Source organism: Pantoea rwandensis (assembly GCF_000759475.1).
GTDB classification, from domain to species: Bacteria; Pseudomonadota; Gammaproteobacteria; order Enterobacterales; family Enterobacteriaceae; genus Pantoea; species Pantoea rwandensis_B.
In genome coordinates this window covers 303,568-326,294 of sequence record NZ_CP009454.1, presented here as the reverse complement: position 1 = coordinate 326,294, position 22,727 = coordinate 303,568, and the positions used below count along the sequence as shown (strand labels likewise).

At 55.6% G+C, this 22,727-nt stretch carries 20 protein-coding genes; 14 read left to right on the top strand and 6 right to left on the bottom strand.

The window, feature by feature from the left end; all coding sequences use genetic code 11:
- Nucleotides 1-2 precede the first annotated feature (2 nt).
- From dapF to LH22_RS01395, 7 genes are all read left to right on the top strand, one after another.
- The gene (gene dapF / locus LH22_RS01425) at nucleotides 3-827 is read left to right on the top strand and encodes a diaminopimelate epimerase (protein WP_038649736.1); all 825 of its coding nucleotides are present in this window, start codon (nucleotides 3-5) and stop codon (nucleotides 825-827) included.
- Nucleotides 824-1,528 carry a DUF484 domain-containing protein gene (locus tag LH22_RS01420; protein WP_038643798.1) on the top strand — a complete coding sequence of 235 codons (705 nt, stop codon included), beginning with the start codon at nucleotides 824-826 and terminating at the stop codon, nucleotides 1,526-1,528. The genes dapF and LH22_RS01420 overlap by 4 nt, the downstream gene beginning before the upstream one ends.
- Nucleotides 1,525-2,436 (top strand): tyrosine recombinase XerC, encoded by a 912-nt coding sequence (gene xerC / locus LH22_RS01415; RefSeq protein WP_038643797.1) that lies wholly within the window; start codon nucleotides 1,525-1,527, stop codon nucleotides 2,434-2,436. Before LH22_RS01420 ends, xerC begins: the two co-directional genes overlap by 4 nt.
- Nucleotides 2,433-3,149: a 5-amino-6-(5-phospho-D-ribitylamino)uracil phosphatase YigB gene (gene yigB, locus LH22_RS01410; protein ID WP_038643796.1), complete on the top strand. Its 717-nt coding sequence runs from the start codon at nucleotides 2,433-2,435 to the stop codon at nucleotides 3,147-3,149. The genes xerC and yigB overlap by 4 nt, the downstream gene beginning before the upstream one ends.
- 174 nt (nucleotides 3,150-3,323) lie before the next feature.
- Nucleotides 3,324-5,486, top strand: coding sequence for a DNA helicase II (uvrD, locus tag LH22_RS01405; RefSeq protein WP_038643795.1), 2,163 nt, complete (start codon nucleotides 3,324-3,326; stop codon nucleotides 5,484-5,486).
- A gap of 320 nt (nucleotides 5,487-5,806) precedes the next feature.
- A complete protein-coding gene (corA, locus tag LH22_RS01400; RefSeq protein ID WP_038643794.1) occupies nucleotides 5,807-6,760 on the top strand; it encodes a magnesium/cobalt transporter CorA in 954 nt (317 codons plus the stop codon).
- 171 nt (nucleotides 6,761-6,931) lie between these two features.
- Nucleotides 6,932-7,984, top strand: a complete 1,053-nt coding sequence (locus LH22_RS01395; RefSeq protein ID WP_038643793.1) for an AbrB family transcriptional regulator — start codon at nucleotides 6,932-6,934, stop codon at nucleotides 7,982-7,984.
- On the opposite strand, the gene rarD is transcribed toward LH22_RS01395, so the two are convergent.
- Both rarD and LH22_RS01385 read right to left on the bottom strand, forming a co-directional pair.
- Nucleotides 7,955-8,854, bottom strand: a complete 900-nt coding sequence (gene rarD, locus LH22_RS01390; protein WP_038643792.1) for an EamA family transporter RarD — start codon at nucleotides 8,852-8,854, stop codon at nucleotides 7,955-7,957. The genes LH22_RS01395 and rarD overlap by 30 nt on opposite strands.
- Nucleotides 8,855-8,876: 22 nt before the next feature.
- Nucleotides 8,877-9,347, bottom strand: a complete 471-nt coding sequence (locus LH22_RS01385) for a thioesterase family protein (RefSeq protein ID WP_038643791.1) — start codon at nucleotides 9,345-9,347, stop codon at nucleotides 8,877-8,879.
- A 164-nt stretch (nucleotides 9,348-9,511) separates the two neighbouring features.
- On the opposite strand from LH22_RS01385, the gene pldA reads away from it, so the two are divergent.
- The 3 genes from pldA to rhtC are packed head-to-tail and all read left to right on the top strand — an operon-like array spanning nucleotide 9,512 to nucleotide 12,873.
- Complete coding sequence (gene pldA, locus LH22_RS01380; RefSeq protein WP_038643790.1) at nucleotides 9,512-10,390, top strand: phospholipase A; 879 nt, start codon at nucleotides 9,512-9,514, stop codon at nucleotides 10,388-10,390.
- Nucleotides 10,391-10,413: 23 nt separating this feature from the next.
- Nucleotides 10,414-12,237: an ATP-dependent DNA helicase RecQ gene (recQ, locus tag LH22_RS01375; RefSeq protein WP_038643789.1), complete on the top strand. Its 1,824-nt coding sequence runs from the start codon at nucleotides 10,414-10,416 to the stop codon at nucleotides 12,235-12,237.
- A gap of 12 nt (nucleotides 12,238-12,249) precedes the next feature.
- Entirely contained in the window at nucleotides 12,250-12,873 is a 624-nt protein-coding gene (gene rhtC, locus LH22_RS01370; RefSeq protein WP_038643788.1) for a threonine export protein RhtC, read from the top strand.
- Nucleotides 12,874-13,017: 144 nt separating this feature from the next.
- Here rhtC and rhtB read toward each other — a convergent pair whose 3' ends face one another.
- Complete coding sequence (rhtB, locus tag LH22_RS01365) at nucleotides 13,018-13,641, bottom strand: homoserine/homoserine lactone efflux protein (RefSeq protein WP_034827889.1); 624 nt, start codon at nucleotides 13,639-13,641, stop codon at nucleotides 13,018-13,020.
- Nucleotides 13,642-13,745: 104 nt separating this feature from the next.
- Between rhtB and pldB the strand changes: the two genes are divergently transcribed.
- Complete coding sequence (pldB, locus tag LH22_RS01360) at nucleotides 13,746-14,738, top strand: lysophospholipase L2 (RefSeq protein WP_038643787.1); 993 nt, start codon at nucleotides 13,746-13,748, stop codon at nucleotides 14,736-14,738.
- Between the two features lie 32 nt (nucleotides 14,739-14,770).
- Nucleotides 14,771-15,571, top strand: coding sequence for a sugar/pyridoxal phosphate phosphatase YigL (yigL, locus tag LH22_RS01355; RefSeq protein WP_038643786.1), 801 nt, complete (start codon nucleotides 14,771-14,773; stop codon nucleotides 15,569-15,571).
- Nucleotides 15,572-15,603: 32 nt separating this feature from the next.
- On the opposite strand, the gene glpT is transcribed toward yigL, so the two are convergent.
- Nucleotides 15,604-16,944 carry a glycerol-3-phosphate transporter gene (glpT, locus tag LH22_RS01350; protein ID WP_038643785.1) on the bottom strand — a complete coding sequence of 447 codons (1,341 nt, stop codon included), beginning with the start codon at nucleotides 16,942-16,944 and terminating at the stop codon, nucleotides 15,604-15,606.
- A 433-nt stretch (nucleotides 16,945-17,377) separates the two neighbouring features.
- Here glpT and LH22_RS01345 point away from each other — a divergent pair, with 433 nt between their 5' ends.
- Nucleotides 17,378-18,247: a carboxylate/amino acid/amine transporter gene (locus tag LH22_RS01345; protein WP_038649734.1), complete on the top strand. Its 870-nt coding sequence runs from the start codon at nucleotides 17,378-17,380 to the stop codon at nucleotides 18,245-18,247.
- A 484-nt stretch (nucleotides 18,248-18,731) separates the two neighbouring features.
- On the opposite strand, the gene LH22_RS01340 is transcribed toward LH22_RS01345, so the two are convergent.
- Both LH22_RS01340 and metR read right to left on the bottom strand, forming a co-directional pair.
- On the bottom strand, nucleotides 18,732-19,214 hold the full coding sequence (locus LH22_RS01340) for a DUF1456 family protein (protein ID WP_038643784.1): 483 nt from the start codon (nucleotides 19,212-19,214) through the stop codon (nucleotides 18,732-18,734).
- Between the two features lie 95 nt (nucleotides 19,215-19,309).
- Nucleotides 19,310-20,239 (bottom strand): HTH-type transcriptional regulator MetR, encoded by a 930-nt coding sequence (gene metR / locus LH22_RS01335; RefSeq protein ID WP_034827906.1) that lies wholly within the window; start codon nucleotides 20,237-20,239, stop codon nucleotides 19,310-19,312.
- A gap of 215 nt (nucleotides 20,240-20,454) precedes the next feature.
- On the opposite strand from metR, the gene metE reads away from it, so the two are divergent.
- Entirely contained in the window at nucleotides 20,455-22,725 is a 2,271-nt protein-coding gene (metE, locus tag LH22_RS01330) for a 5-methyltetrahydropteroyltriglutamate--homocysteine S-methyltransferase (protein WP_038643783.1), read from the top strand.
- Nucleotides 22,726-22,727 lie beyond the last annotated feature (2 nt).

The window sequence follows — 22,727 nt, the reverse complement described above, 5'->3', positions numbered from 1 at the left end:
AAATGCAGTTCTCGAAAATGCACGGTCTCGGCAACGATTTCATGGTTGTGGATGCCGTGACGCAAAACGTCTTTTTTTCGCCGGAACTGATTCGCCGCCTGGCGGATCGGCATCTGGGGATCGGTTTCGATCAGCTGCTGATCGTCGAACCGCCTTACGATCCGGATCTTGATTTTCATTATCGAATTTTCAACGCGGATGGCAGTGAAGTGGCCCAATGCGGCAACGGCGCGCGCTGTTTCGCCCGCTTCGTGCGCCTGAAAGGGCTGACCAATAAAAGCGACATCCGCGTAAGTACGCAAACCGGGCGCATGGTGCTGAGCGTGACCAGCGATGAGCTGGTACGCGTTAACATGGGTGAACCCAACTTCGATCCCCAGCAAGTGCCGCTGCGCGCCAATAAAGCGGAAAGTCTGTATCTGCAACGTGTTGCCGAGCAGACCGTGATGTTTGGTGCGGTATCCATGGGTAACCCGCACTGTGTGATTCAGGTTGAGAGTGTGAAAACGGCAGCCGTGGAAACACTGGGTCCGGTGCTGGAAAGCCATGAACGCTTCCCGGAACGCGTCAACGTGGGCTTTATGGAAGTGGTTAATCCTGAACACATTCGTCTGCGCGTGTATGAACGCGGCGCAGGTGAAACCCAGGCCTGTGGCAGCGGTGCCTGTGCGGCCGTTGCCTGCGGCATTCAGCAAGGCATTCTGGCGGAAAAAGTTCGCGTTGATTTGCCTGGCGGAACGCTGCATATCGCCTGGAAAGGGGCGGGTCAGCCGCTGTTTATGACCGGCCCAGCCACACACGTCTACGATGGGTTTATTCATCTATGAAAAATGTCGAAGAGCAAACCGACAGCGCGGTTTTGCTGGACGATCAGTCGGTTAGCGCCTTCCTGCGTCAGAACCCCGATTTCTTTATTCGTAATGCGCGCCAGGTTGAACAGATGATGGTGCCGCACCCGGTGCGCGGCAGCGTGTCGCTGGTGGAGTGGCACATGGCGCGTCAACGCAACCACATCCAGCAGCTGGAAGAGGAAATCACGCTGTTGATGGAGCAGGCCACGGCCAACCATCAACTGTTTGATCGCCTGCTGGGGTTGCAAGGCCATCTTGCCGCGGCGGACAGCTTGCAGGAAATGTTAACGCGTCTGCACCGTTGGGCGCGTGAGTTGGGTCTGGCCGGAGCCCATGTGCGGGTGTTCAACGACCACTGGCACATCGGCGCACCTTCTGATTTCACCCAGTTGGGTCTTTCTCGTCAGGCTTTTGAGCCGCTGCGTATTCAACGCTTTGGTGCTGAACATCATTACCTTGGCAGCCTGAATGGCCCGGAGTTACTGCTGCTGTTGCCACAGGCGAAAGCCATCGGGTCGGTGGCGATGTCGTTGATGGGCGAACGGGGTGAACTTGGTGTGCTGATTTTCAGCAGCCGCGATAACCAGCACTATCAAGCGGGCATGGGCACCTTACTGTTGCAGCATCTGGCGCAAATGCTGCCGGATCTGCTGTCTCGCTGGATTGAACGCGCATGAGTGACGTCAGCCCGTTGCAGCCTGCCGTTGAGGGCTTTCTGCGTTATCTGAAAGTCGAACGCCAGCTCAGCCCGTTGACGCAAAAGAATTACACCCGCCAGTTGCAGACGATGACCGCGATGGCCGATGAGATGAAGATCGTCTCATGGGCACAACTGGAGCCCGCACAGGTTCGCCAACTGGCGGCGCGCAGCCGTCGTGCCGGATTAGGGCCCAGCAGCCTGGCGCTGCGCATGTCGGCGCTACGCAGTTTTCTCGACTGGCAGGTCAGCCAGGGGATGTTAAGCGCCAATCCGGCCAAAGGCATCTCTACGCCGCGCAATGCCCGCCATCTGCCAAAAAATATGGATGTTGACGAGGTTAACCAGCTGCTGGAAATCGACCTGAACGATCCACTGGCGGTGCGCGACCGAGCGATGCTGGAAACCATGTACGGCGGCGGTTTACGCTTGTCGGAGCTGGTGGGCATGGATTGTCGTCATGTCGATCTCGACGCCGGTGAAGTGTGGGTGCTGGGGAAAGGCAGCAAAGAACGACGTGTGCCGATTGGTGGCACGGCGGTGACCTGGCTGAAACATTGGTTGCCACTGCGTGATAGCTTCGCGCCGCAGGATGACGCCGTGTTTGTCTCCAGTCGCGGCACGCGCATATCGGCGCGTAACGTGCAAAAGCGTTTTGCCGAGTGGGGCATTAAGCAGGGCGTGGCCAACCATATTCATCCGCATAAACTGCGTCACTCTTTTGCTACCCATTTGCTTGAATCGAGTGGCGATCTGCGCGCGGTGCAGGAACTGCTCGGCCACGCCAATCTGTCGACCACGCAAATCTATACCCATCTCGATTTCCAGCATCTGGCGACCGTGTATGACGCGGCACATCCACGTGCTAAACGAGGAAAGTCTGAATGAAGTTCTACCGCCCGCTGGGCCCGATCAAAGCGATCACTTTCGATCTCGACGATACGCTGTATGACAACCATCCCGTGATCCTTAAAACCACCGCCGAATCCCACGCCGCATTGCAGGCCTTTCATCCGGCATTGCGTGAATTCACCCCCGCTGATTATCAGGCGCTGCGCGACGAATTGCTGGTGCGTGAGCCGGAAATTTATCACGACGTGTCTGAGTGGCGTCGCCGCTCGGTCGAGTTGGCAATGATCAATATCGGCTTATCCGCTGCTGAAGCCCGCGCCGGTGCCAGCGAAGTGATGGGCGTGTTCCACCAGTGGCGCAGCGAAGTCGAGATGCCAGATGAGACGCATCAAACGCTGACGTGGTTGGGCGAGCGCGTGCCGCTGGTGGCGATCACCAACGGCAACGCCTGTCCGGAAAAGCTGGGGATTAATCACTACTTCCAGTTCGCCCTGCGCGCTGGCCCGCACGGTCGCGCTAAGCCGTGGCAGGATATGTACCAGCTGGCGGCCGAGCGTTTGAACATCGCACCTGAGCATATTCTGCACGTGGGCGACGATCTCACCACCGATGTGGTCGGTTCATTAAATGCGGGCATGCAAGCCTGCTGGATCAATCTGCGTGATGGCAACCTGATGAAAATTGACGATGCGCGTTTGCTGCCGCACGTCGAAATTCATCAGTTGGCATCGCTGACCTCGCTGCTATAATGCTGTATGTTCATCCAGCTAATGGCTGGATGATACGGGCATTGTCTGACGCACAAATCGTAGCGGCACCCTTCATCCTGCGATGAATAGCACCGCTATACAGGGTGCGTTGCTTAAATGCTGAGAAACCGCATTTCTCAATTCTCCTTTTAATACTTTGGCAAAACGGTGCTTATGGACGTTTCTGATCTGCTTAACGGCTTAAATGACAAACAGCGCGAGGCGGTCGCCGCGCCGCGCAGCAATTTGCTGGTGCTGGCCGGAGCAGGCAGTGGCAAAACCAGGGTACTGGTGCACCGTATTGCCTGGCTGCTGTCGGTAGAGAATTGCTCGCCTTACTCAATCATGGCGGTGACCTTTACCAACAAAGCGGCAGCAGAAATGCGCCATCGTATCGATCAGCTGATCGGCACCAGTCAGGGTGGCATGTGGATTGGTACGTTCCACGGACTGGCGCACCGTTTGCTGCGTGCGCATCATCTTGATGCCAATTTGCCGCAGGATTTCCAGATTCTCGATAGCGACGATCAGCTTCGCTTGCTCAAGCGTCTGATCAAAGCCATGAACCTCGATGAGAAGCAGTGGCCTGCACGCCAGGGCATGTGGTACATCAACGGCAAAAAGGATGAAGGGCTGCGTCCTAAGCACATCGAAAGCTACGGCAACCCGGTGGAGCAAACCTGGCTGCGCATTTATCAGGCCTACCAGGAGGCTTGCGATCGCGCGGGCTTAGTGGATTTTGCCGAACTGCTGCTGCGTGCGCATGAGCTGTGGCTGAATAAGCCGCATATCCTGAATCACTACCGCGAGCGTTTCAGCAACGTGTTGGTGGACGAATTCCAGGATACGAACAACATCCAATACGCGTGGATCCGTATGCTGGCCGGCGATACCGGTCGTGTGATTATCGTCGGTGATGACGACCAGTCGATTTACGGCTGGCGTGGCGCGCAGGTCGAGAACATCCAGCGCTTCCTGCAGGATTTCCCTGGTGCGGAAACCATTCGCCTGGAGCAAAACTACCGCTCGACCAATAACATCCTGAAAGCGGCTAACACGCTGATCGCCAATAATAATGGCCGTCTCGGTAAAGAGCTGTGGACCGATGGCAGTGACGGCGAAAAGATTTCCCTCTACTGCGCGTTTAACGAATTAGACGAAGCTCGCTTCGTGGTAAACCGCATCAAAACCTGGCATGAGAACGGCAATGCGCTGCAGGATTGCGCCATTCTCTATCGCAGCAACGCCCAGTCGCGCGTGCTGGAGGAGGCGCTGTTGCAAGGCAGCATGCCGTACCGTATTTACGGCGGCATGCGCTTCTTCGAACGCCAGGAAATCAAAGATGCGCTGGCGTATCTGCGCCTGATGGCGAACCGCAATGACGATGCCGCTTTTGAGCGCGTGGTGAACACGCCGGTGCGTGGCGTGGGCGATCGCACATTGGATGTGGTGCGCCAGACCGCGCGCGAACAGCAATTAACGCTGTGGCAAGCGACGCGTGAGCTGCTGCAAAACAAAGCCCTGGCGGGACGTGCAGCCTCGGCGCTGCAGCGCTTCTGCGAGCTGGTGGATTCCCTGGCTACGGAAACCGCCGATATGCCGCTGCACGTGCAGACCGATCGCGTGATCAAGGATTCCGGCCTGTGGATCATGTACGAGCAGGAAAAGGGCGAGAAAGGCCAGGCGCGTATCGAAAACTTAGAGGAACTGGTGACCGCCACGCGGCAGTTCAGTTATCAGGACGAAGACGAAGATTTGATGCCGCTACAGGCGTTTCTGTCGCATGCGGCGCTGGAAGCCGGTGAAGGTCAGGCCGATAAATGGCAGGATGCAGTACAACTGATGACCATGCACTCGGCGAAAGGTCTTGAGTTCACGCAGGTGTTTATCGTGGGTATGGAGGAGGGGATGTTCCCGAGCCAGATGTCGCTAGATGAAGGCGGGCGTCTGGAGGAGGAGCGTCGTCTTGCCTACGTTGGCGTCACGCGCGCGATGGAAAAACTTACGCTGACCTACGCCGAGACTCGTCGCCTTTATGGTAAAGAAGTGTATCACCGTCCATCGCGCTTTATCGGCGAATTGCCGGAGGAGTGCGTCGAGGAAGTCCGTTTGCGCGCCAGCGTGAGCCGTCCGGTGAGCCATCAGCGCATGGGTACCCCGATCGCGGAAAACGACAGTGGTTTCGCGCTCGGTCAGCGTGTGCGCCATGCCAAATTCGGCGAAGGCACCATCATTAACCTGGAAGGCAGCGGCGAACACAGCCGCTTGCAGGTGGCGTTTCAGGGCCAGGGGATCAAGTGGCTGGTGGCGGCTTACGCGCGTCTGGAAACGGTGTAGCGCCGTTGCGTTACCTTGACGACTTTTTCGTCTCAGCGTAACATGCGCGCACTATTATCATGAGAGGACAATGCCTTGGACGCGCCCAGTCGATGCTGGCTCAACCGCCTGTTTAACAGGAATAACATCTAAGGCTACCTCAATACGCGGGTAGCCTTAGCGGTTATCAGCGACCTCCCTTTACACTCTCGTCGCACGAGTCAGCACTGATTTACCCTTGAAGCGAAAGTTTCCGCGTTCAGGCTTTGCCGTGCCCGTTTTGCCTTTGGCTTGACGGTGTGCCGCCTTGTCCCATTAAGTCTGCAATGGGGAGTATTGCTATGCTGAGCGCTTTTAAACTCGAACGCGATCGCCTGACGCGCATCGAACTGGAAGACAACAACGACACACTCAACACCTCGGTGTGGGTCGATTTAATCGAGCCCGACGACACTGAACGTGATCGTGTGCAATCCGAGCTGGGTCAAAGCCTGGCCACGCGTCCGGAGCTGGAAGACATCGAGGCCTCCGCACGTTTCTTCGAAGATGAAGATGGCCTGCACATTCACTCCTTCTTCTTCTTTGAAGATGCGGAAGACCACGCTGGCAACTCCACCGTGGCTTTTACCATCCGCGAAGATCGCCTGTATACGCTGCGCGAACGTGAGCTGCCGGCTTTCCGTCTCTATCGTATGCGTGCCCGTAACCAGACGCTGACTGATGGCAACGCCTACGAGCTGTTGCTGGATCTATTTGAGACGAAAATCGAACAGCTGGCGGATGAGATCGAGAACATCTATAGCGCGCTGGAAAAACTCAGCCGCGTGATCATGGAAGGGCAACAGGGCGAAGAGTACGATCAGGCGCTGTCGCGTCTGGCGGAGCTGGAGGATATCGGCTGGAAAGTGCGTTTGTGTCTGATGGATACCCAACGCGCGCTGAACTTCCTGGTGCGTAAAGCCCGTCTGCCAGGCAATCAGCTGGAGCAGGCGCGTGAAATCCTGCGCGATATCGAATCCCTGCTGCCGCATAACGAATCGCTGTTCCAGAAGGTAAACTTCCTGATGCAGGCGGCAATGGGCTTTATCAACATCGAGCAGAACCGCATCATCAAGATCTTCTCGGTGGTGTCGGTGGTGTTCCTGCCACCTACGCTGGTGGCATCCAGCTACGGGATGAACTTCGAGTTTATGCCTGAGCTGAAGTGGAGCTTCGGTTATCCTGGTGCGATCTCCCTGATGATCCTCGCCGGTTTAGCGCCGTACCTCTATTTCAAACGGAAAAACTGGTTGTAATAACACGGCCAGACAGGTTTTACCGATTTCGTAGCGGCGCGATTTATCGCGTTCATCTGAAGCGACAATGCTGCTAACAGATGCGTGACAAATTGCGCCGCGACAAAACTGGCATGGTTTAACTTTTCTGCGTAGGCTGTTTGTCACTTCTCACTTTCTGATTTCCACCCTATGGCGCGTCTTTCTTTGCGACAGCAGTGGACCATTCTGCTGATTGCTTCGTTAGTACTGGGGATCATTCTTCAGCTGTTTCACCTTCCTGCTGCACTGCTTTTAGGTCCGATGATCGTCGGAACCGTCATGGGCCTTTCTGGCGCGACCGTCCGCATCGACAAACGTTTGTTTGTGCTCGCACAAGCGGTGTTGGGGTGCATGATCGGGCAAACGCTGTCACCGGCTATTCTCTCACCGCTGTTAGCGGATTGGCCGGTGGTGCTGGCGGTATTGGTGCTTACGCTGGCGGCCAGCGGTTTGTCGGGTTTTCTACTGGTGCGCTTTAGCAACCTTCCAGGGCCAACCGGTGCGTGGGGATCGTCGCCTGGCGGCGCTTCTGCGATGGTGGCGATGGCCGGTGATTTCGGTGCGGACGTGCGCTTAGTGGCGTTTATGCAGTATCTGCGCGTGCTGTTTGTGGCGACTGCAGCCGCGGTGGTGGCACGCATTGGGCTGGGCACCAACGGTGGTGCAGTGGAGCTGGTATGGTTCCCTGCCTTACAAAGCAGCTTCATCCTGACATTGGTGGTGATGTTCGCGGGCGCCTGGCTGGGACAAAAACTGCGTATCCCTTCGGGTGCGCTGCTGCTGCCCGCGCTGATTGGTGCGACGCTGCACGGCACCGATGTTGCCACTTTGCAGGTGCCGGAGTGGTTGCTGGCGCTGGCCTATGCGTTAATTGGCTGGAGCGTGGGCTTGCGCTTTACGCGCCCGATCTTCCTGCTGGCGCTGCGCACCCTGCCGCAAATGCTGGTGTCGATTTTCGGCTTGATGTTGCTGTGTGGTGGATTGGCGTGGATGCTGACGCAAGTGTTGCACGTCGATTTGATGACGGCGTATCTGGCAACCAGCCCGGGCGGGTTGGATACCGTGGCGATTATTGCGGCGGGCAGCCGGGTCGATATCGCATTTGTGATGGCATTGCAGACATTACGCCTGTTCACCATCTTGCTGACCGGCCCGGCTATCGCACGCTTTATCTCACGTTACGCGCACGCGGGTGCGAGCTGAGAATGCGACTGCATCAACGATAAACACGGCGAGCGCCAGCCAGATAAAACCGAAGGTGACCATCTTGTCTGGCGTCAGACTTTCGCCGTAGAACACCACCGCGAGCAGGAACATCAGCGTGGGGCCGAGATACTGGAAAAAGCCCACAGTCGACAAACGCAGGCGTGCACAGGCGGCGGCAAACAGCATCAGTGGAATCGTGGTGATGATGCCTGCGGCGATCAGCTTCAGGTTGAGGCTAAGTGGATTGGCGCTGAGGTGGCTGGTGGCGCTGTCAGCAAAGCCAAACAAGTAGATGGCCGCCAGCGGAAACAGCCATGCGGTCTCGATCAGCATGCCGCTCTGCGCATCCACCTGAATTTTCTTTCTCAACAAACCATAGACGGCAAAACTCAGCGCCAGGCCAAGGCCAATAATCGGCAGCGAGCCAAATTGCCATAGCTGCACCAGCACGCCGAGTGTTGCCAGTAAAACCGCCAGCCACTGCAGGCGGCGGAAGCGCTCGCGCAGGAACAGCATGCCAAACACCACGTTGATCAGCGGGTTGATAAAGTAGCCGAGGCTGGCTTCCAGCATATGCTGATTATTCACTGCCCAGATAAACAGCAGCCAGTTGCCGCCAATGGTGACGGCAGTGACGGCCAGCAACAGCACTTTCTTTGGCTGAGCGAGCACCGTGCGCACCTGCTGCCAGCTGCGGCTCAGGGTAATCAGTACCAGCATAAACAGTGCCGACCAAATCACGCGATGCGTCATGATTTCTGTCGGTGGAACTTCCTTCACCAGCTTGAAGTAGGCTGGCGCAATGCCCCAGATAAAGTAAGCGCCGAGCGCATAACCTATGCCCTGACGCGTTTGTTGCGTATCCATCATGCTTTCCAAAAAAAGGGCATTAGCCAATCAAATAGGTTGCGGTTGCTGTGGCGATATAATCGCCCTGCTGGTTGTGCAGTTCCACTCGCGCCACCGCCACTTTATTACCGGCGCGCAGCAGGCTGCTGGTGGCGACAAAGCGATCGCCGCGTCCAGGGCGTAAATAGTCAACGCGCATATCGATAGTGCCCATGCGCGACAGACGCTGACGCAGTTCCTCTTCGCTGATGCTCTCCTGACGCGACAGCGCATGACTGACGCACACCAGACCGGCGGCGACATCCAGCACTGAGGCAATCACGCCGCCGTGCAAAATATGCTGCGCCGCATTACCGACCAGCATGGTTTTGTTGGCAAAGCCCAACTCGGCGTAATCCGCTTCGAGTCGATCCAGCTCTAAACCCAGCGCCTGATTGAAGGGCATGTGATAAACAAAGATTTCGCCAATCAGGCGGCGAGCTTCCTGCTGTGACAGCAACGGGGATGACATGTTTTCTGCCTTAAGATGTTAAAGAGTTGTGTATATTATGCCGCGTTCGCGCGGCTTTCCAGTTTCAGAAATCGGCACTGATCAACCTGTGTCTTTGCGTGTAGAATGGCGTGCTTTTTGAACATTGCCCTAATAATGACAACACGCAGTTCCTGGAGAATGTTATGCGTAAGCTATACGCGTTGCTGGCCGCAGCTTTGATGATACCTGCGCTGGCACAGGCTGATGAAGCCACCATAAAAGAGGTGCATGACGCCCCGGCAGTGAAGGGCAGTATTATTGCGAACCTGTTGGAAAAACACGATAACCCGTTCGTGCTTTATCCTTACGAAAACAACTATTTGCTCTACACCTACACCAGTGACATGAACAAAGAGGCGATCTCTTCGTACAACTGGGCTGACAAAGCAAAAAACGATGAAGTAAAATTCCAGCTCAGCCTGGCGTTCCCACTGTGGCGTGGCATTCTGGGTGATAACTCGGTGTTGGCCGCGTCTTATACGCAGCGCTCGTGGTGGCAGCTCTCCAACCGTGGTGCGTCATCGCCGTTTCGTGAAACCAACTATGAGCCGCAGATTTTCCTCGGCTGGGCAACGGATTACACTTTTGCCGGCTGGACTCTGCGCGACATCGAAACCGGTCTTAACCACGAGTCTAACGGACGTAGCGATCCGACATCACGCAGCTGGAACCGCGTCTATGCGCGCCTGATGGCGCAGAACGGTAACTTCCTTGCGGAAATCAAACCGTGGTATCGCATTCCAGAAAATGAAAATAACGATGATAACCCCGACATTACCAAGTACATGGGCTACTATCGCGCCAAGCTCGGTTATGAAATGGGTGAAAGTATCTTCAGCGTGGAAGGCAACTACAACTGGAACAGCGGCTATGGCGGCGCGACTTTCGCCTGGAGCTATCCTATCTCTGAGCATGTGCGCTTTTACACCCAGCTGTTCAGCGGGTATGGTGAATCGCTTATCGACTATAACCATCGTCAGACCCGTTTTGGCGTGGGTGTAACACTTAACGATCTGTTCTAACCAGTCAGAAAAACAGGATTACCGTGGCAACATCGGCAGTGCTTAATCAGGAAATGCTGGCGCAGCAGGTATTACAAGATACCTTCGGCTACCAGCAATTTCGCCCCGGTCAGCAAACCATCATCGAAACCGCGCTCGCAGGGCGTGATTGTCTGGTGGTGATGCCGACCGGTGGCGGCAAATCGCTGTGCTATCAAATCCCGGCGCTGGTGCGCGAGGGGCTGACGCTGGTGGTTTCACCGCTGATATCACTGATGAAGGATCAGGTCGATCAATTGCTGGCCAACGGCGTGGCAGCGGCGTGCCTCAACTCGACGCAGACGCGTGAGCAGCAGCAACAGGTCTTTGCGGATTGTCGCACCGGTAAGCTGAAGCTGCTGTATATCGCGCCTGAACGTCTGATGATGGATAACTTCCTCGACAGCCTGCACCAGTGGAATCCGGTGATGCTGGCGGTGGATGAGGCGCACTGTATCTCGCAATGGGGCCATGATTTCCGCCCGGAGTATGGCTCGATTGGTCAACTGCGTCAGCGTTTCCCGGATCTGCCGGTGATGGCGCTGACGGCAACCGCTGACGAAACCACGCGTAATGACATCGCTCATCTGTTGCAGATGGACGATCCGCTGATTCAAATCAGCAGCTTTGACCGCCCGAATATTCGCTACACGCTGGTGGAAAAATTTAAACCGACCGACCAGCTGTTGCGCTATGTACAGGAGCAGCGGGGTAAAAGTGGCATTATTTACTGTAACAGCCGTGCCAAAGTGGAAGACACGGCCGCGCGTCTGCAAAGCCGTGGGCTTAGTGTCGGCGCGTATCACGCCGGTATCGACAGCGCCCAGCGCGCGCACGTGCAGGAAGCCTTCCAGCGTGATGACCTGCAAATTGTGGTTGCCACCGTGGCATTTGGTATGGGCATCAACAAGCCTAATGTGCGCTTCGTGGTGCACTTTGATATTCCGCGCAATATCGAATCCTACTATCAGGAAACCGGTCGCGCCGGGCGTGATGGCCTGCCCGCCGAAGCGATGATGCTTTACGATCCAGCGGATATGGCGTGGTTACGTAAATGTCTGGAAGAGAAAGCGCCCGGCCCGTTACAAGATATTGAGCGTCACAAGCTCAATGCGATGGGCGCGTTTGCCGAAGCGCAAACCTGCCGTCGTTTAGTGCTGCTCAACTACTTTGGTGAAGGGCGTCAGCAGCAGTGCGGCAACTGCGATATCTGCCTTGATCCTCCACGTCGATATGATGGTTTAGTGGAAGCGCAGAAGGCGCTTTCCAGCATTTATCGTACCGGCCAGCGCTTTGGTATGGGCTATATTGTCGACGTGCTGCGCGGTTCCACCAACCATCGCATTCGCGATAACGGGCACGATAAATTGCCGGTGTACGGCATCGGCCGTGAGCAGAGTCAGGAGCATTGGGTCAGCGTGCTGCGTCAGCTGATCCATCTTGGTATGGTGACGCAAAATATTGCCATGCACTCCGCTTTACAGCTCACGGAAGCGGCGCGTCCGGTATTGCGTGCCGAAGTGCCATTGATGCTGGCGGTACCGCGCATCGTCACGGTGAAGAGCCGCAGCAGCTCGCCAAAAGTGCACAGTGGCAATTACGATCGCACCTTGTTTGGCAAGCTGCGCAAATTGCGTAAGGCGATTGCCGACGAATCTAACATTCCGCCATACGTGGTGTTTAACGATGCCACATTAATTGAGATGGCGGAGCAAATGCCGATTACCGCGTCAGAAATGTTGAGCGTGAACGGTGTCGGTCATCGCAAGCTGGAACGTTTTGGTAAACCGTTCCTGGTGATGATCAAAGAGCATGTCGATGAAGAGTAAAGGAAAGAAACCATGTTGATGTTATTCGCCACTGTCGCGCTGGTGCATCTGGTTGCGCTAATGAGCCCAGGCCCGGACTTCTTCTTTGTGTCGCAAACGGCGGCCAGCCGCTCGCGCAAAGAGGCGATGATGGGCGTGTTGGGTATTACGTTGGGGATCGTCATCTGGGCGGGCGTGGCGCTGATGGGCCTGCATCTGATCCTGCAGAAAATGGCCTGGCTGCATGAAATCATCATGGTGGGCGGTGGTTTGTACTTGCTGTGGATGGGCTGGCAGTTGCTGCGCTCAGCTCGTCAGCAGCACAAAGCCCCACAGGTTAATGCGCCGGTGGTGGAACTGCCAAAGAAAGGTATGAGTTTCCTGAAAGGTTTTCTGACTAATCTGTCGAACCCGAAAGCGATTATCTACTTCGGCAGCGTGTTTTCACTGTTTGTCGGCAATGATGTGGGTGCGATGGAGCGCTGGGGCCTGTTCATGCTGATCGTGGGTGAAACCTTTGCCTGGTTTACGCTGGTGGCGGCAATCTTCGCGCTGCCGTGGATGCGGGATAAGTATCAGCGTATGGCGAAGTGGGTTGATGGCATGGCGGGTGTGCTATTTGCCGGATTCGGCATTCACCTGATTATTTCTCGTTAAATCGATTTTCCTTGCCATTTCGGCACCGGGCAGTGCTCGCCCCTCACGTACCTCGTGTACGTTCCGGGGTTTGTGCGGCTTGCCGGCGCCGAACTGGCTGCACCACCGACGATTTACCCTCGGTGTGACTGATTGCAAAACCTCTTACGCGATTCTGCGCGCACTTGCCAGCAAGGCTCCGACGGCCATAAACAAGCCACCAAAGGTGCGGTTCATCAGCTTCATCTGTTTTGGCCCTTTAATCCAGCCCGCAATGCGTGTTGCCAGCGTGGCGTAACCAATCATCACAATAATATCAACCACGATGGTGGTGACACCGAGCACCAGATACTGCATGAGCTGCGGCTGGTGTGGCTGAATGAATTGCGGAAATAGTGCGGCGAGAAACACGATGCTTTTCGGGTTGGTAAGATTTACCAGGATAGCGCGTTTGAACAAACGACGACGCGGCATCGCTTTCGCCACGGCATCCAAATCAATACCGCCTGCGGAACGCCATTGCTGAATCCCAAGCCACACCAAATACGCGGCACCTGCCCACTTCAGTACTTCAAAGGCCATGATCGATTGTGAAAATAGCGCCCCCAAACCGGCGCCGACTAGCACGATGTGAATCGCCAGACCCAGCTGTAAGCCAGTGATGGAAGCCGCCGCGCCGCGATAGCCATGGCTAATGCCGGTGCTCATGGTGTTGATGGCACCAGAACCGGGTGAAAGACTGAGGATAGTTGTAGTCAACAGGTAGGTTAACCACCATTCAATGGTCATGTGTGACATTCCCTGAAGTGAACGAAGTGTGACACAATACGCCAGAATATCGCGGTGCGCTATGGCGTACAGGCGCGCGATGAGGCTTTTTTTCAGGGGGACGGATGCAGCATCACAAACAGAGTTGGCTCGGGCGTGAGAAAGGCTTTTCGGCCTTTGCTACGGGTCCGCTGCTCGACTTCTGGCGACGTCGTGAGGAGTGTGAATTTACCGGCGTCGGTAACCTGAAGATTCGCTATGTTCGTTTCACCTCACCGCAACATCGCCGTGTCATCCTGATTGTGCCCGGCCGCATCGAAAGCTATATCAAATACCCGGAACTGGCTTACGATCTGTTTCACTGCGGCTATGACGTGGTGATAATTGACCATCGCGGGCAGGGCCGTTCCGATCGCTTGCTGGCGGATACTCATCGCGGGCATGTGGTGGAATTCAACCATTACGTTGACGATCTGGAAACGCTGTATCTGAAAGAGATAGTCAGCAACCATTATCAGCAACGCTACGTGCTGTCCCATTCGATGGGCGGTGCAATTTTGGCACTGTTTTTAGCGCGCCAGCCGCAGGCATTCCATGCGGCGGTATTCTCGGCACCGATGTTTGGCATTGTGTTGCCGTTGCCCGACTGGATGGCGTACCCGATTTTAGACTGGGCGGAAAAACTGCCGGCAATCCGCGAACGCTATGCGCTCGGCACCGGCCGCTGGCGGGCCAGCCCGTTTGGCATTAATCGCCTGACGCACAGTCGTGAACGCTATCGGCGCAACCTGCGTTTTTACGCCGACGATCCGGGGTTGCGTGTGGGAGGGCCGACCTATCATTGGGTGCGTGAAGGCGTCTATGCCGGACGCAGCATCATCAGTCAGGCGGCGAAAATTACCACACCGGCGCTGGTGTTACAGGCCAGCGAAGACGATGTGGTGGATAACCGCGCACAAGATATTTTTTGTACGGCGATGGCCGATGCGGGACATCCCTGCGAAGGAACCGTGCCGTATGTGATTCAAGGCGCGCGTCACGAGATTTTGTTCGAAACAGACGCCATGCGCGCTGAAGCGCTTAACCTGGTGGTCGATTTTTTCGAGCGCCACGTTTAACTCATTTTCCGACATCAATACCAGAGGTTTACATGTACCACATCGTCGCATCCGACCTGGATGGCACGCTGCTCTCACCGGAACACCGCCTGACACCTTTTGCTCGCACCACGCTGCAGGAACTGGTGGCGCAAGATGTTCACTTCGTTTTCGCCACCGGTCGTCACTATATCGACGTGGGCCAGATGCGCGATAACCTCGGCATTCCGGCGTACATGATCACCTCTAACGGTGCTCGTGTGCACAATGCAGCAGGTGAACTGGTGTTTAGCCATAACCTCGATGCCGATATTGCCAGCGAACTCTACGGTTTGCAGTATCACGATGAGCATATCCTGACACACGTGTATCGCGACGATGAGTGGTATATGAGCCGCCATCGCCCGGAGGAACAGGACTACTTCCGCGAGTCGGTGTTTAACTATCAGGTGTACCAGCCAGGCATGCTGGAAACCGACGGTATCAGCAAGGTGTTCTTTACCTGTGACGATCCTGAGCGTCTGGCGCCACTGGAACTGGCGATTGAAGCGCGCTGGGGCGATCGCGTGAATGTCAGTTTCTCACTGCCGACCTGTCTGGAAGTGATGGCGGGTGGTGTATCGAAAGGGCATGCACTGGAAGCCGTCGCCAAACAACTCGGATACTCATTGAAAGAGTGCATCGCTTTTGGCGATGGCATGAATGACGTGGAAATGCTGAGCATGGCGGGTAAAGGCTGCATTATGCGCAATGCGCACCAGCGCCTGAAAGATACGCTGCCAACGTTAGAAGTGATTGGCAGCAATGCTGAAGATGCGGTGCCGCATACGCTGCGCAAGCTGTTCCTTGCTTAAAAAAATGGGCCGGAATCACCGGCCCATTCTCGTTATGCCATCTGCTTCTTGTGCTTATGTTCACTGATCATGGTGAGCAGCAGTAAAATCACGGCTAACACCGATCCGGCAATCATCACCATGAAGCCACCATCCCAGCCGAAGTAATCCACGGTGTAACCGACAATCGCACTGGCTGCCACCGATCCACCAAGATAACCAAACAAACCGGTAAAGCCCGCGGCGGTACCAGCGGCTTTTTTCGGCGCCAGCTCCAGCGCGTGCAGACCAATCAGCATCACCGGGCCGTAAATCAGGAAGCCAATGACGATCATGCACAGCATATCGATACCTGGATTGCCTGGCGGGTTAAGCCAGTACACCACCGTCGCGATGGTCACCAGCGTCATAAAGAACACGCCGGTCGCGCCACGATTGCCTCGGAACACCTTGTCCGACATCCAGCCGCACAGCAGGGTGCCGGGAATGCCTGCATATTCATAGAAGAAGTAAGCCCACGAAGATTTATCCAGCGTGAAGTGCTTCACCTCTTTCAGGTAAGTGGGTGACCAGTCGAGAATGCCGTAACGCAGCAGATAGACAAACACGTTAGCCAGCGCGATATACCATAGCAGCTTATTAGGCAGGATGTACTGCATGAAAATCTGCTTTGCCGTTAACTCCTGCTCGTGGTTGTCGTTGTAATCGGGCGGGTAGTCGTTCTTGTAAGCTTCAATCGGTGGCAGGCCACAAGACTGCGGCGTATCGCGCATCAGGGCAAAGGCAATAATGGCGATGAGGATGGCACCAAACGCCGGCATATAGAGTGCGGCTTTCCAGTCGTTAAACCACGCCATACCCAGCAGGAACAGCAGTGGGGGAATGCCGCCGCCCACGTTATGGGCGCAGTTCCACACCGAGACAATCCCGCCGCGCTCCTTCTGTGACCACCAGTGCACCATGGTGCGCCCGCATGGCGGCCAACCCATACCCTGGAACCAACCGCACAGGAACAGCAGCACAAACATCACCATGATGCTGGAGGTGGCCCACGGCACAAAGCCCATAAAGAGCATCACCGCAGCGGCCAGAATCAGTCCGGCAGGTAAAAAGACGCGTGGATTTGAACGGTCAGAGACGGAACCCATGATGAACTTGGAAAAACCGTAGGCGATGGAGATTCCGGACAGCGCAAAGCCAAGATCGCCACGCGAAAAGCCCTGCTCAACTAAATAGGGCATCGCCAGCGCAAAGTTTTTACGGACCAGGTAATAGGCGGCATAGCCAAAGAAAATGCCGATGAAGATTTGCCAGCGTAGCCGACGATAAAGCGGATCGACACGATCGTCAGCGACTTGCGGCTGATGCGGTGCCGGTTTGAAGATACTCAACATGTATGTGGCCCTCCAGGGCGCGATATTTTTATAAATTCCCAGCAGGTTGGGTCAAAAGCCCTCTGGCGTAACAACAAAACCAAAGTTCCATTTCGCGCAAAGGATAGTGATGGTTGCGCCACGTTACTGTGATGTGTGACACAATTGTTACACTTTGATGACATTAAAGAGCGATATAAACCAAAAAATGTTGGTATTCGCGCATGAAGCGTCGGGGCTTTTGGGTTTGGAAGGGGAATCCGTTGCTGCGTCGAATGACATTCACTGCATCCGCAATCCGCGAGCTGATTTCGGCAGTGGACCTCATCTCAATGAGAGAAGAGGATTCGGCGATTTGTTTGATTTTAATTTGACCACTCGTCAACCAGAAATTTCAGCCCGTCCACGACAGTTTGTTTACACTAGCGCCACTGTTCATTTTGGGATCAATACCGTGCTGTTACTGATCGTTACCACCATTTTGTGGGCTTTTTCCTTTAGTTTGATAGGGGAATACCTTGCGGGCCAGGTTGACTCCTGGTTCTCTGTGTTGATGCGCCTTGGGTTGGCTGCGCTCGTTTTTTTGCCCTTCCTGCGCTGGAAGGGCTATCGCGCCTCAACCATCCTGCTGTACATGCTGGTGGGAATGCTGCAACTCGGCGTCATGTATCTGCTAAGTTTTGAGGCTTATACCTACCTCAGCGTGACAGAATTCCTGTTGTTTACCGTGATGACGCCGCTCTACGTCACGCTGATTTACGATTTGCTCAGCAGACGTCGGCTGCGAATCGGCTATGCCTTCAGCGCGCTGCTGGCGGTAGCCGGTGCGGCCATCATTCGCTATGACAAAGTTAGCGATCATTTCTGGTTCGGTTTGCTGCTGGTGCAGGCGGCAAACATCTGCTTTGCCATCGGTATGGTCGGCTACAAGCGCCTGCAGGAAACCCGCCCAATGCCGCAACACACGGCCTTCTCGTGGTTCTATCTTGGCGCGGTGATCATCGCCATCATTGCGTGGAGCTTGTGGGGTAACCCGAACAAACTGCCGACCACCTCACTGCAGTGGGGCATTCTGGTGTGGCTAGGCGTGGCGGCTTCCGGGCTGGGCTATTTTATGTGGAACTACGGTGCGACGCAGGTCGATGCCGGTACGCTGGGCATCATGAACAACATGCACGTGCCGGCGGGCTTGCTGGTGAACCTGGCGATCTGGCAGGAAAAACCGCACTGGCCGAGCTTTATTGCCGGGGCGATTGTCATTTTCGCTTCGCTATACGTGCACAAGCGTTGGGTGGTGTGGCATGGGTCCAAAAGCGATGCCTAAATGGCCGAGCTGAATGGCTAACAAGCACGTTGCTTTGCTCTGTTATCAAAGCGACGCTAAAAGCTTAAGAGAAGGGATGGCGTGGCAGTGGAGCAAAGCGTCCGAGCCATAGATGACGAGGCCGATCCACAGGGAAGTAAGATTCCTTCGTGATCGGAGCGGCCTGCATCTGACCTGATATCAAAGCGACGCTCAAAGCTTAAGGGAAGGGATAGCGTGGCAGAGGAGCAAAGCGTCCGAGCCATAGATGACGAGCCGATCCACAGGGAAGTAAGATTCCTTCGTGATCGGAGCGGCCTGCATCTGACCTGATATCAAAGCGACGCTCAAAGCTTAAGGGAAGGGATAGCGTGGCAGAGGAGCAAAGCGTCCGAGCCATGGATGGCGAGGCCGATCCACAGGGATGTGGGATTCCTTTGCGATCTGCCACGCTATCCCTGACTGAGCACAAACACACAGCAATCAGCCCATTCCTGAAAAGCCATCAGCCCTTTTTCGCAGGCGCCGCAGGACGATTCATCATCGTCAGTCCCTTCAGAAAGTTACGCAGAATCTGGTCACCGCACTCGCGGTAGTTCTTATGGTCCGGATTACGGAAAATCGCACCGACTTCAGCCTGTGAAATCTTAAAGTTTGCCTTCTCCAGCACCACGGGAATATCCGTGGTCTTCAGCGCAAACGCGATACGTAGCTTCTTAATGAAAATATTGTTATTCATACGGCGTTCAACCGAAGGTGCGGGCGCATCTTCACTCTTACCGCGACGGAAGAAAATCAAACCGTTGAGGAAATAGCCCATCAGCACGTCCGGCAACTTACGGAACGCCGCATCATCATCCTTCTTCATCCACGCCTGCACATCCTCCAGCGGCACTTCACTGCCCGCTAAGGCAAAAATCTCCACCACTTTGCTATCGCTCAAATCAAGCATATAGCGCACGCTGCGCAGAACATCGTTACTCGTCATGGTGAAACTCTCTTGGTCGCGGATTGAGGCGGCGCATTATAGAGCAGGCCGGGCAGGGATAACAGCACGGGCGACACAGGTCGCCCATGGGATGATCAAGAAATTGACTGCAATGAACCCGGGCGAGCGGCATCGCGTACAAACGGCAGATGGTCACAGGCGTGCTGGCGGGCGAAGCGCACAAAGGCTTCTAACACCGGCTGACGCTGCTCACCATCGCGCACGGCGGCATATAAACGGCTCCACAAACCCTCACCCAATGTTTTGGTCACCACCAGACCCTGCTTTTCAAAACTCTCCACCACCCAATGCGGAAGGGCCGCAATACCCATCTGTGCTGACACCATCTGAATCAGCAACAACGTATTGTCCACACTCTTCAACGCCGGACTGATACCTGCAGGCTGCAGGAAATGACGCCAGATATCGAGACGCTGACGCTGCACCGGATAGATCATCAGCACCTCATCGGCTAAATCTTCTGGTGAGATATGTTCCAGCTTTGCCAGCGGATGGTCCGGGGCCAGCACCAGACGCACCTCAAAATCAAACATCGGCGTATAGAACAAACCGCTGCGCGGCAGGATATCGGAGGTCAACACCACATCCAGTTCGCCCTGCTGCAAGGCGGGCTGGGGATCAAAAGTCACACCCGATTTAAAATCGACCACCACTTGCGGCCAGCTCTGGCGGAAATTATTGAGGGCCGGCGTCAGCCACTGAATGCAGCTGTGGCATTCAATGGCAATGCGCAGCGTGGTCTGATGCGGCTCGTGGCATGCCTGCAACGCCTGCTGAATCTGCGGCAAAATCTGCTCGGCCAACTGCAGCATGATTTCCCCCTGTGGCGTAAACCGCAACGGCTGGCTCTTGCGCACAAACAGGCGAAAGCCCAGCCGCTGTTCCAGATCGCTGAACTGATGAGATAACGCCGATTGTGTCTGATGAAGCTGAGCGGCGGCAGCGGCCAACGAGCCGGTATTCTGCAACGCCTGCAGCGTTCTCAGGTGTTTGAGTTCGATCATGAGAGTCCTTCACATCGAGATTGAACAAATTGCGCTTGAGGAACATACAGTACCCGCAGATTATGGCGGTGTAAACATCTGGACGGCTAAACATCTCAAGCAAGCGCCACCGCCACATGACTTTCGTCCAGTTCAGGCGTTCAGCGGACGGCAATTTCACTCGCTGGATGAACGTAAACGGGCTCGACTCGTTAAGCATATCTGGAGATCACTAAATGACCATTCTGAACCATACGCTCGGTTTCCCTCGTGTCGGTCTGCGTCGTGAACTGAAAAAAGCACAGGAAAGCTACTGGGCAGGCAACAGCTCACAGGAAGCGCTGCTGGCCGTGGGGCGCGAGCTGCGCGCTCGTCACTGGCAACAGCAGAAAGACGCGGGGGTGGATCTGCTGCCCGTGGGCGATTTCGCCTGGTACGATCATGTGCTGACCACCAGCCTGATGCTGGGCAATGTGCCGGCGCGCCATCAGAACCAGGATGGATCGGTCGATCTCGATACGCTGTTCCGTCTGGGACGTGGCCGCGCACCCAGCGGTGAACCTGCCGCCGCCGCTGAAATGACCAAATGGTTCAACACCAACTATCACTATATGGTGCCGGAATTCACGCAAGGCCAGCAGTTCTCACTGAGCTGGACACAGCTGCTCGAAGAAGTGGACGAAGCATTGGCGCTGGGTCACCCGATCAAACCGGTGCTGCTGGGGCCGGTCACTTACCTGTGGTTGGGCAAAGTCAAAGGTGAGCCGTTTGACCGCCTGTCGTTGCTGACAGCGATTCTGCCGGTCTATCAGCAAGTGCTGGCTGAACTGCATCAGCGCGGTATTGAATGGGTGCAGATAGATGAACCCGCGCTGGTGCTGGAGCTGCCACAGGAATGGCGTGAGGCGTTCAAGCCTGCCTACGATGCGCTGCAAGGTCATGTAAAACTGCTACTGACGACCTACTTTGACAGCATTGGTCAAAATCTCGATGTCATTAAGACGCTGCCGGTTCAAGGTTTGCACGTTGACCTGGTGCATGGCAAAGATGACATCCAGCATATTCACCAACAACTCCCGACCGACTGGCTGCTCTCAGTCGGGGTGATCAACGGCCGCAATGTCTGGCGTGCCGATCTCAGCCGCTGGTTCGATCGCCTGAAACCGCTGGTCGGGCAGCGTAAAAATCTGTGGATTGGTTCCTCCTGCTCGCTGCTGCACAGCCCGATCGATCTCAGTGTCGAAACCCGGCTCGATGCGGAAGTGAAAAGCTGGTTTGCCTTTGCTTTACAGAAGTGTGCTGAGCTGAAGTTGTTGAGCCAGGCGCTCAATAATAACGATGCGGCCTCGCTGACGGAGTGGAGCGCGCCGATTCGTGCTCGTTCTCATTCTTCGCGCGTGCACAATGCCGCAGTGGGTGCACGTCTGGCGAATATTCAGGCCAAAGACGTTGAGCGCGCCAGCCACTATGACGAACGTGCCAAAGCGCAGCGCCATCGCTTTAATCTGCCAGCCTGGCCGACCACCACGATTGGATCCTTCCCGCAAACCACCGAAATTCGCGGCCTGCGACTCGACTTCAAAAAAGGCAATATCGATGGAGGCCACTATCGCACCGGCATCGCGGAGCACATCAAGCAGGCGATTGCCGAACAGGAACGGCTCGGGCTGGATGTGCTGGTGCACGGCGAAGCAGAGCGTAATGACATGGTGGAATACTTCGGCGAAAACCTCGATGGCTTCGTGTTTACGCAAAATGGCTGGGTGCAAAGCTATGGCTCTCGCTGTGTGAAGCCGCCGGTGATTATCGGTGATGTCAGTCGCCCGCAGCCGATTACCGTTGAGTGGGCGAAGTACGCGCAATCGCTGACTGATAAGCCAGTGAAGGGTATGCTCACCGGCCCCGTCACGATTCTGTGCTGGTCATTCCCGCGTGAAGACGTGACGCGGGAAACCCTTGCTAAACAGATTGCACTGGCGCTGCGTGATGAAGTGGAAGACCTGGAAAAAGCCGGGATCGGGATCATTCAGATTGATGAACCCGCTCTGCGCGAAGGCTTACCATTGCACCAGTCGGACTGGGCTGCGTACCTGACCTGGGCAGTTGATGCCTTCCGCCTCAACGCGGCTGTGGCGCAGGATGAAACGCAGATCCACACGCACATGTGTTATTGCGAGTTCAATGACATCATGGATTCGATAGCGGCACTGGACGCGGACGTGATTACCATCGAAACCTCACGCTCGGATATGGAATTGCTGGATGCGTTTAAAGCGTTCGAATACCCGAACGAAATTGGGCCAGGTGTGTATGACATTCATTCCCCGAACGTACCCAGCGTGGAATGGATTGAAGATCTGCTGCACAAAGCGGCTCAAAGTATTCCGCCCGCACGTTTGTGGGTCAACCCGGACTGTGGTTTGAAAACCCGCGGCTGGAGTGAAACCCGGCAGGCGCTGGCGAACATGGTGACCGCCGCGAAAAAGCTGCGCGCAGAATCGGCGTAATC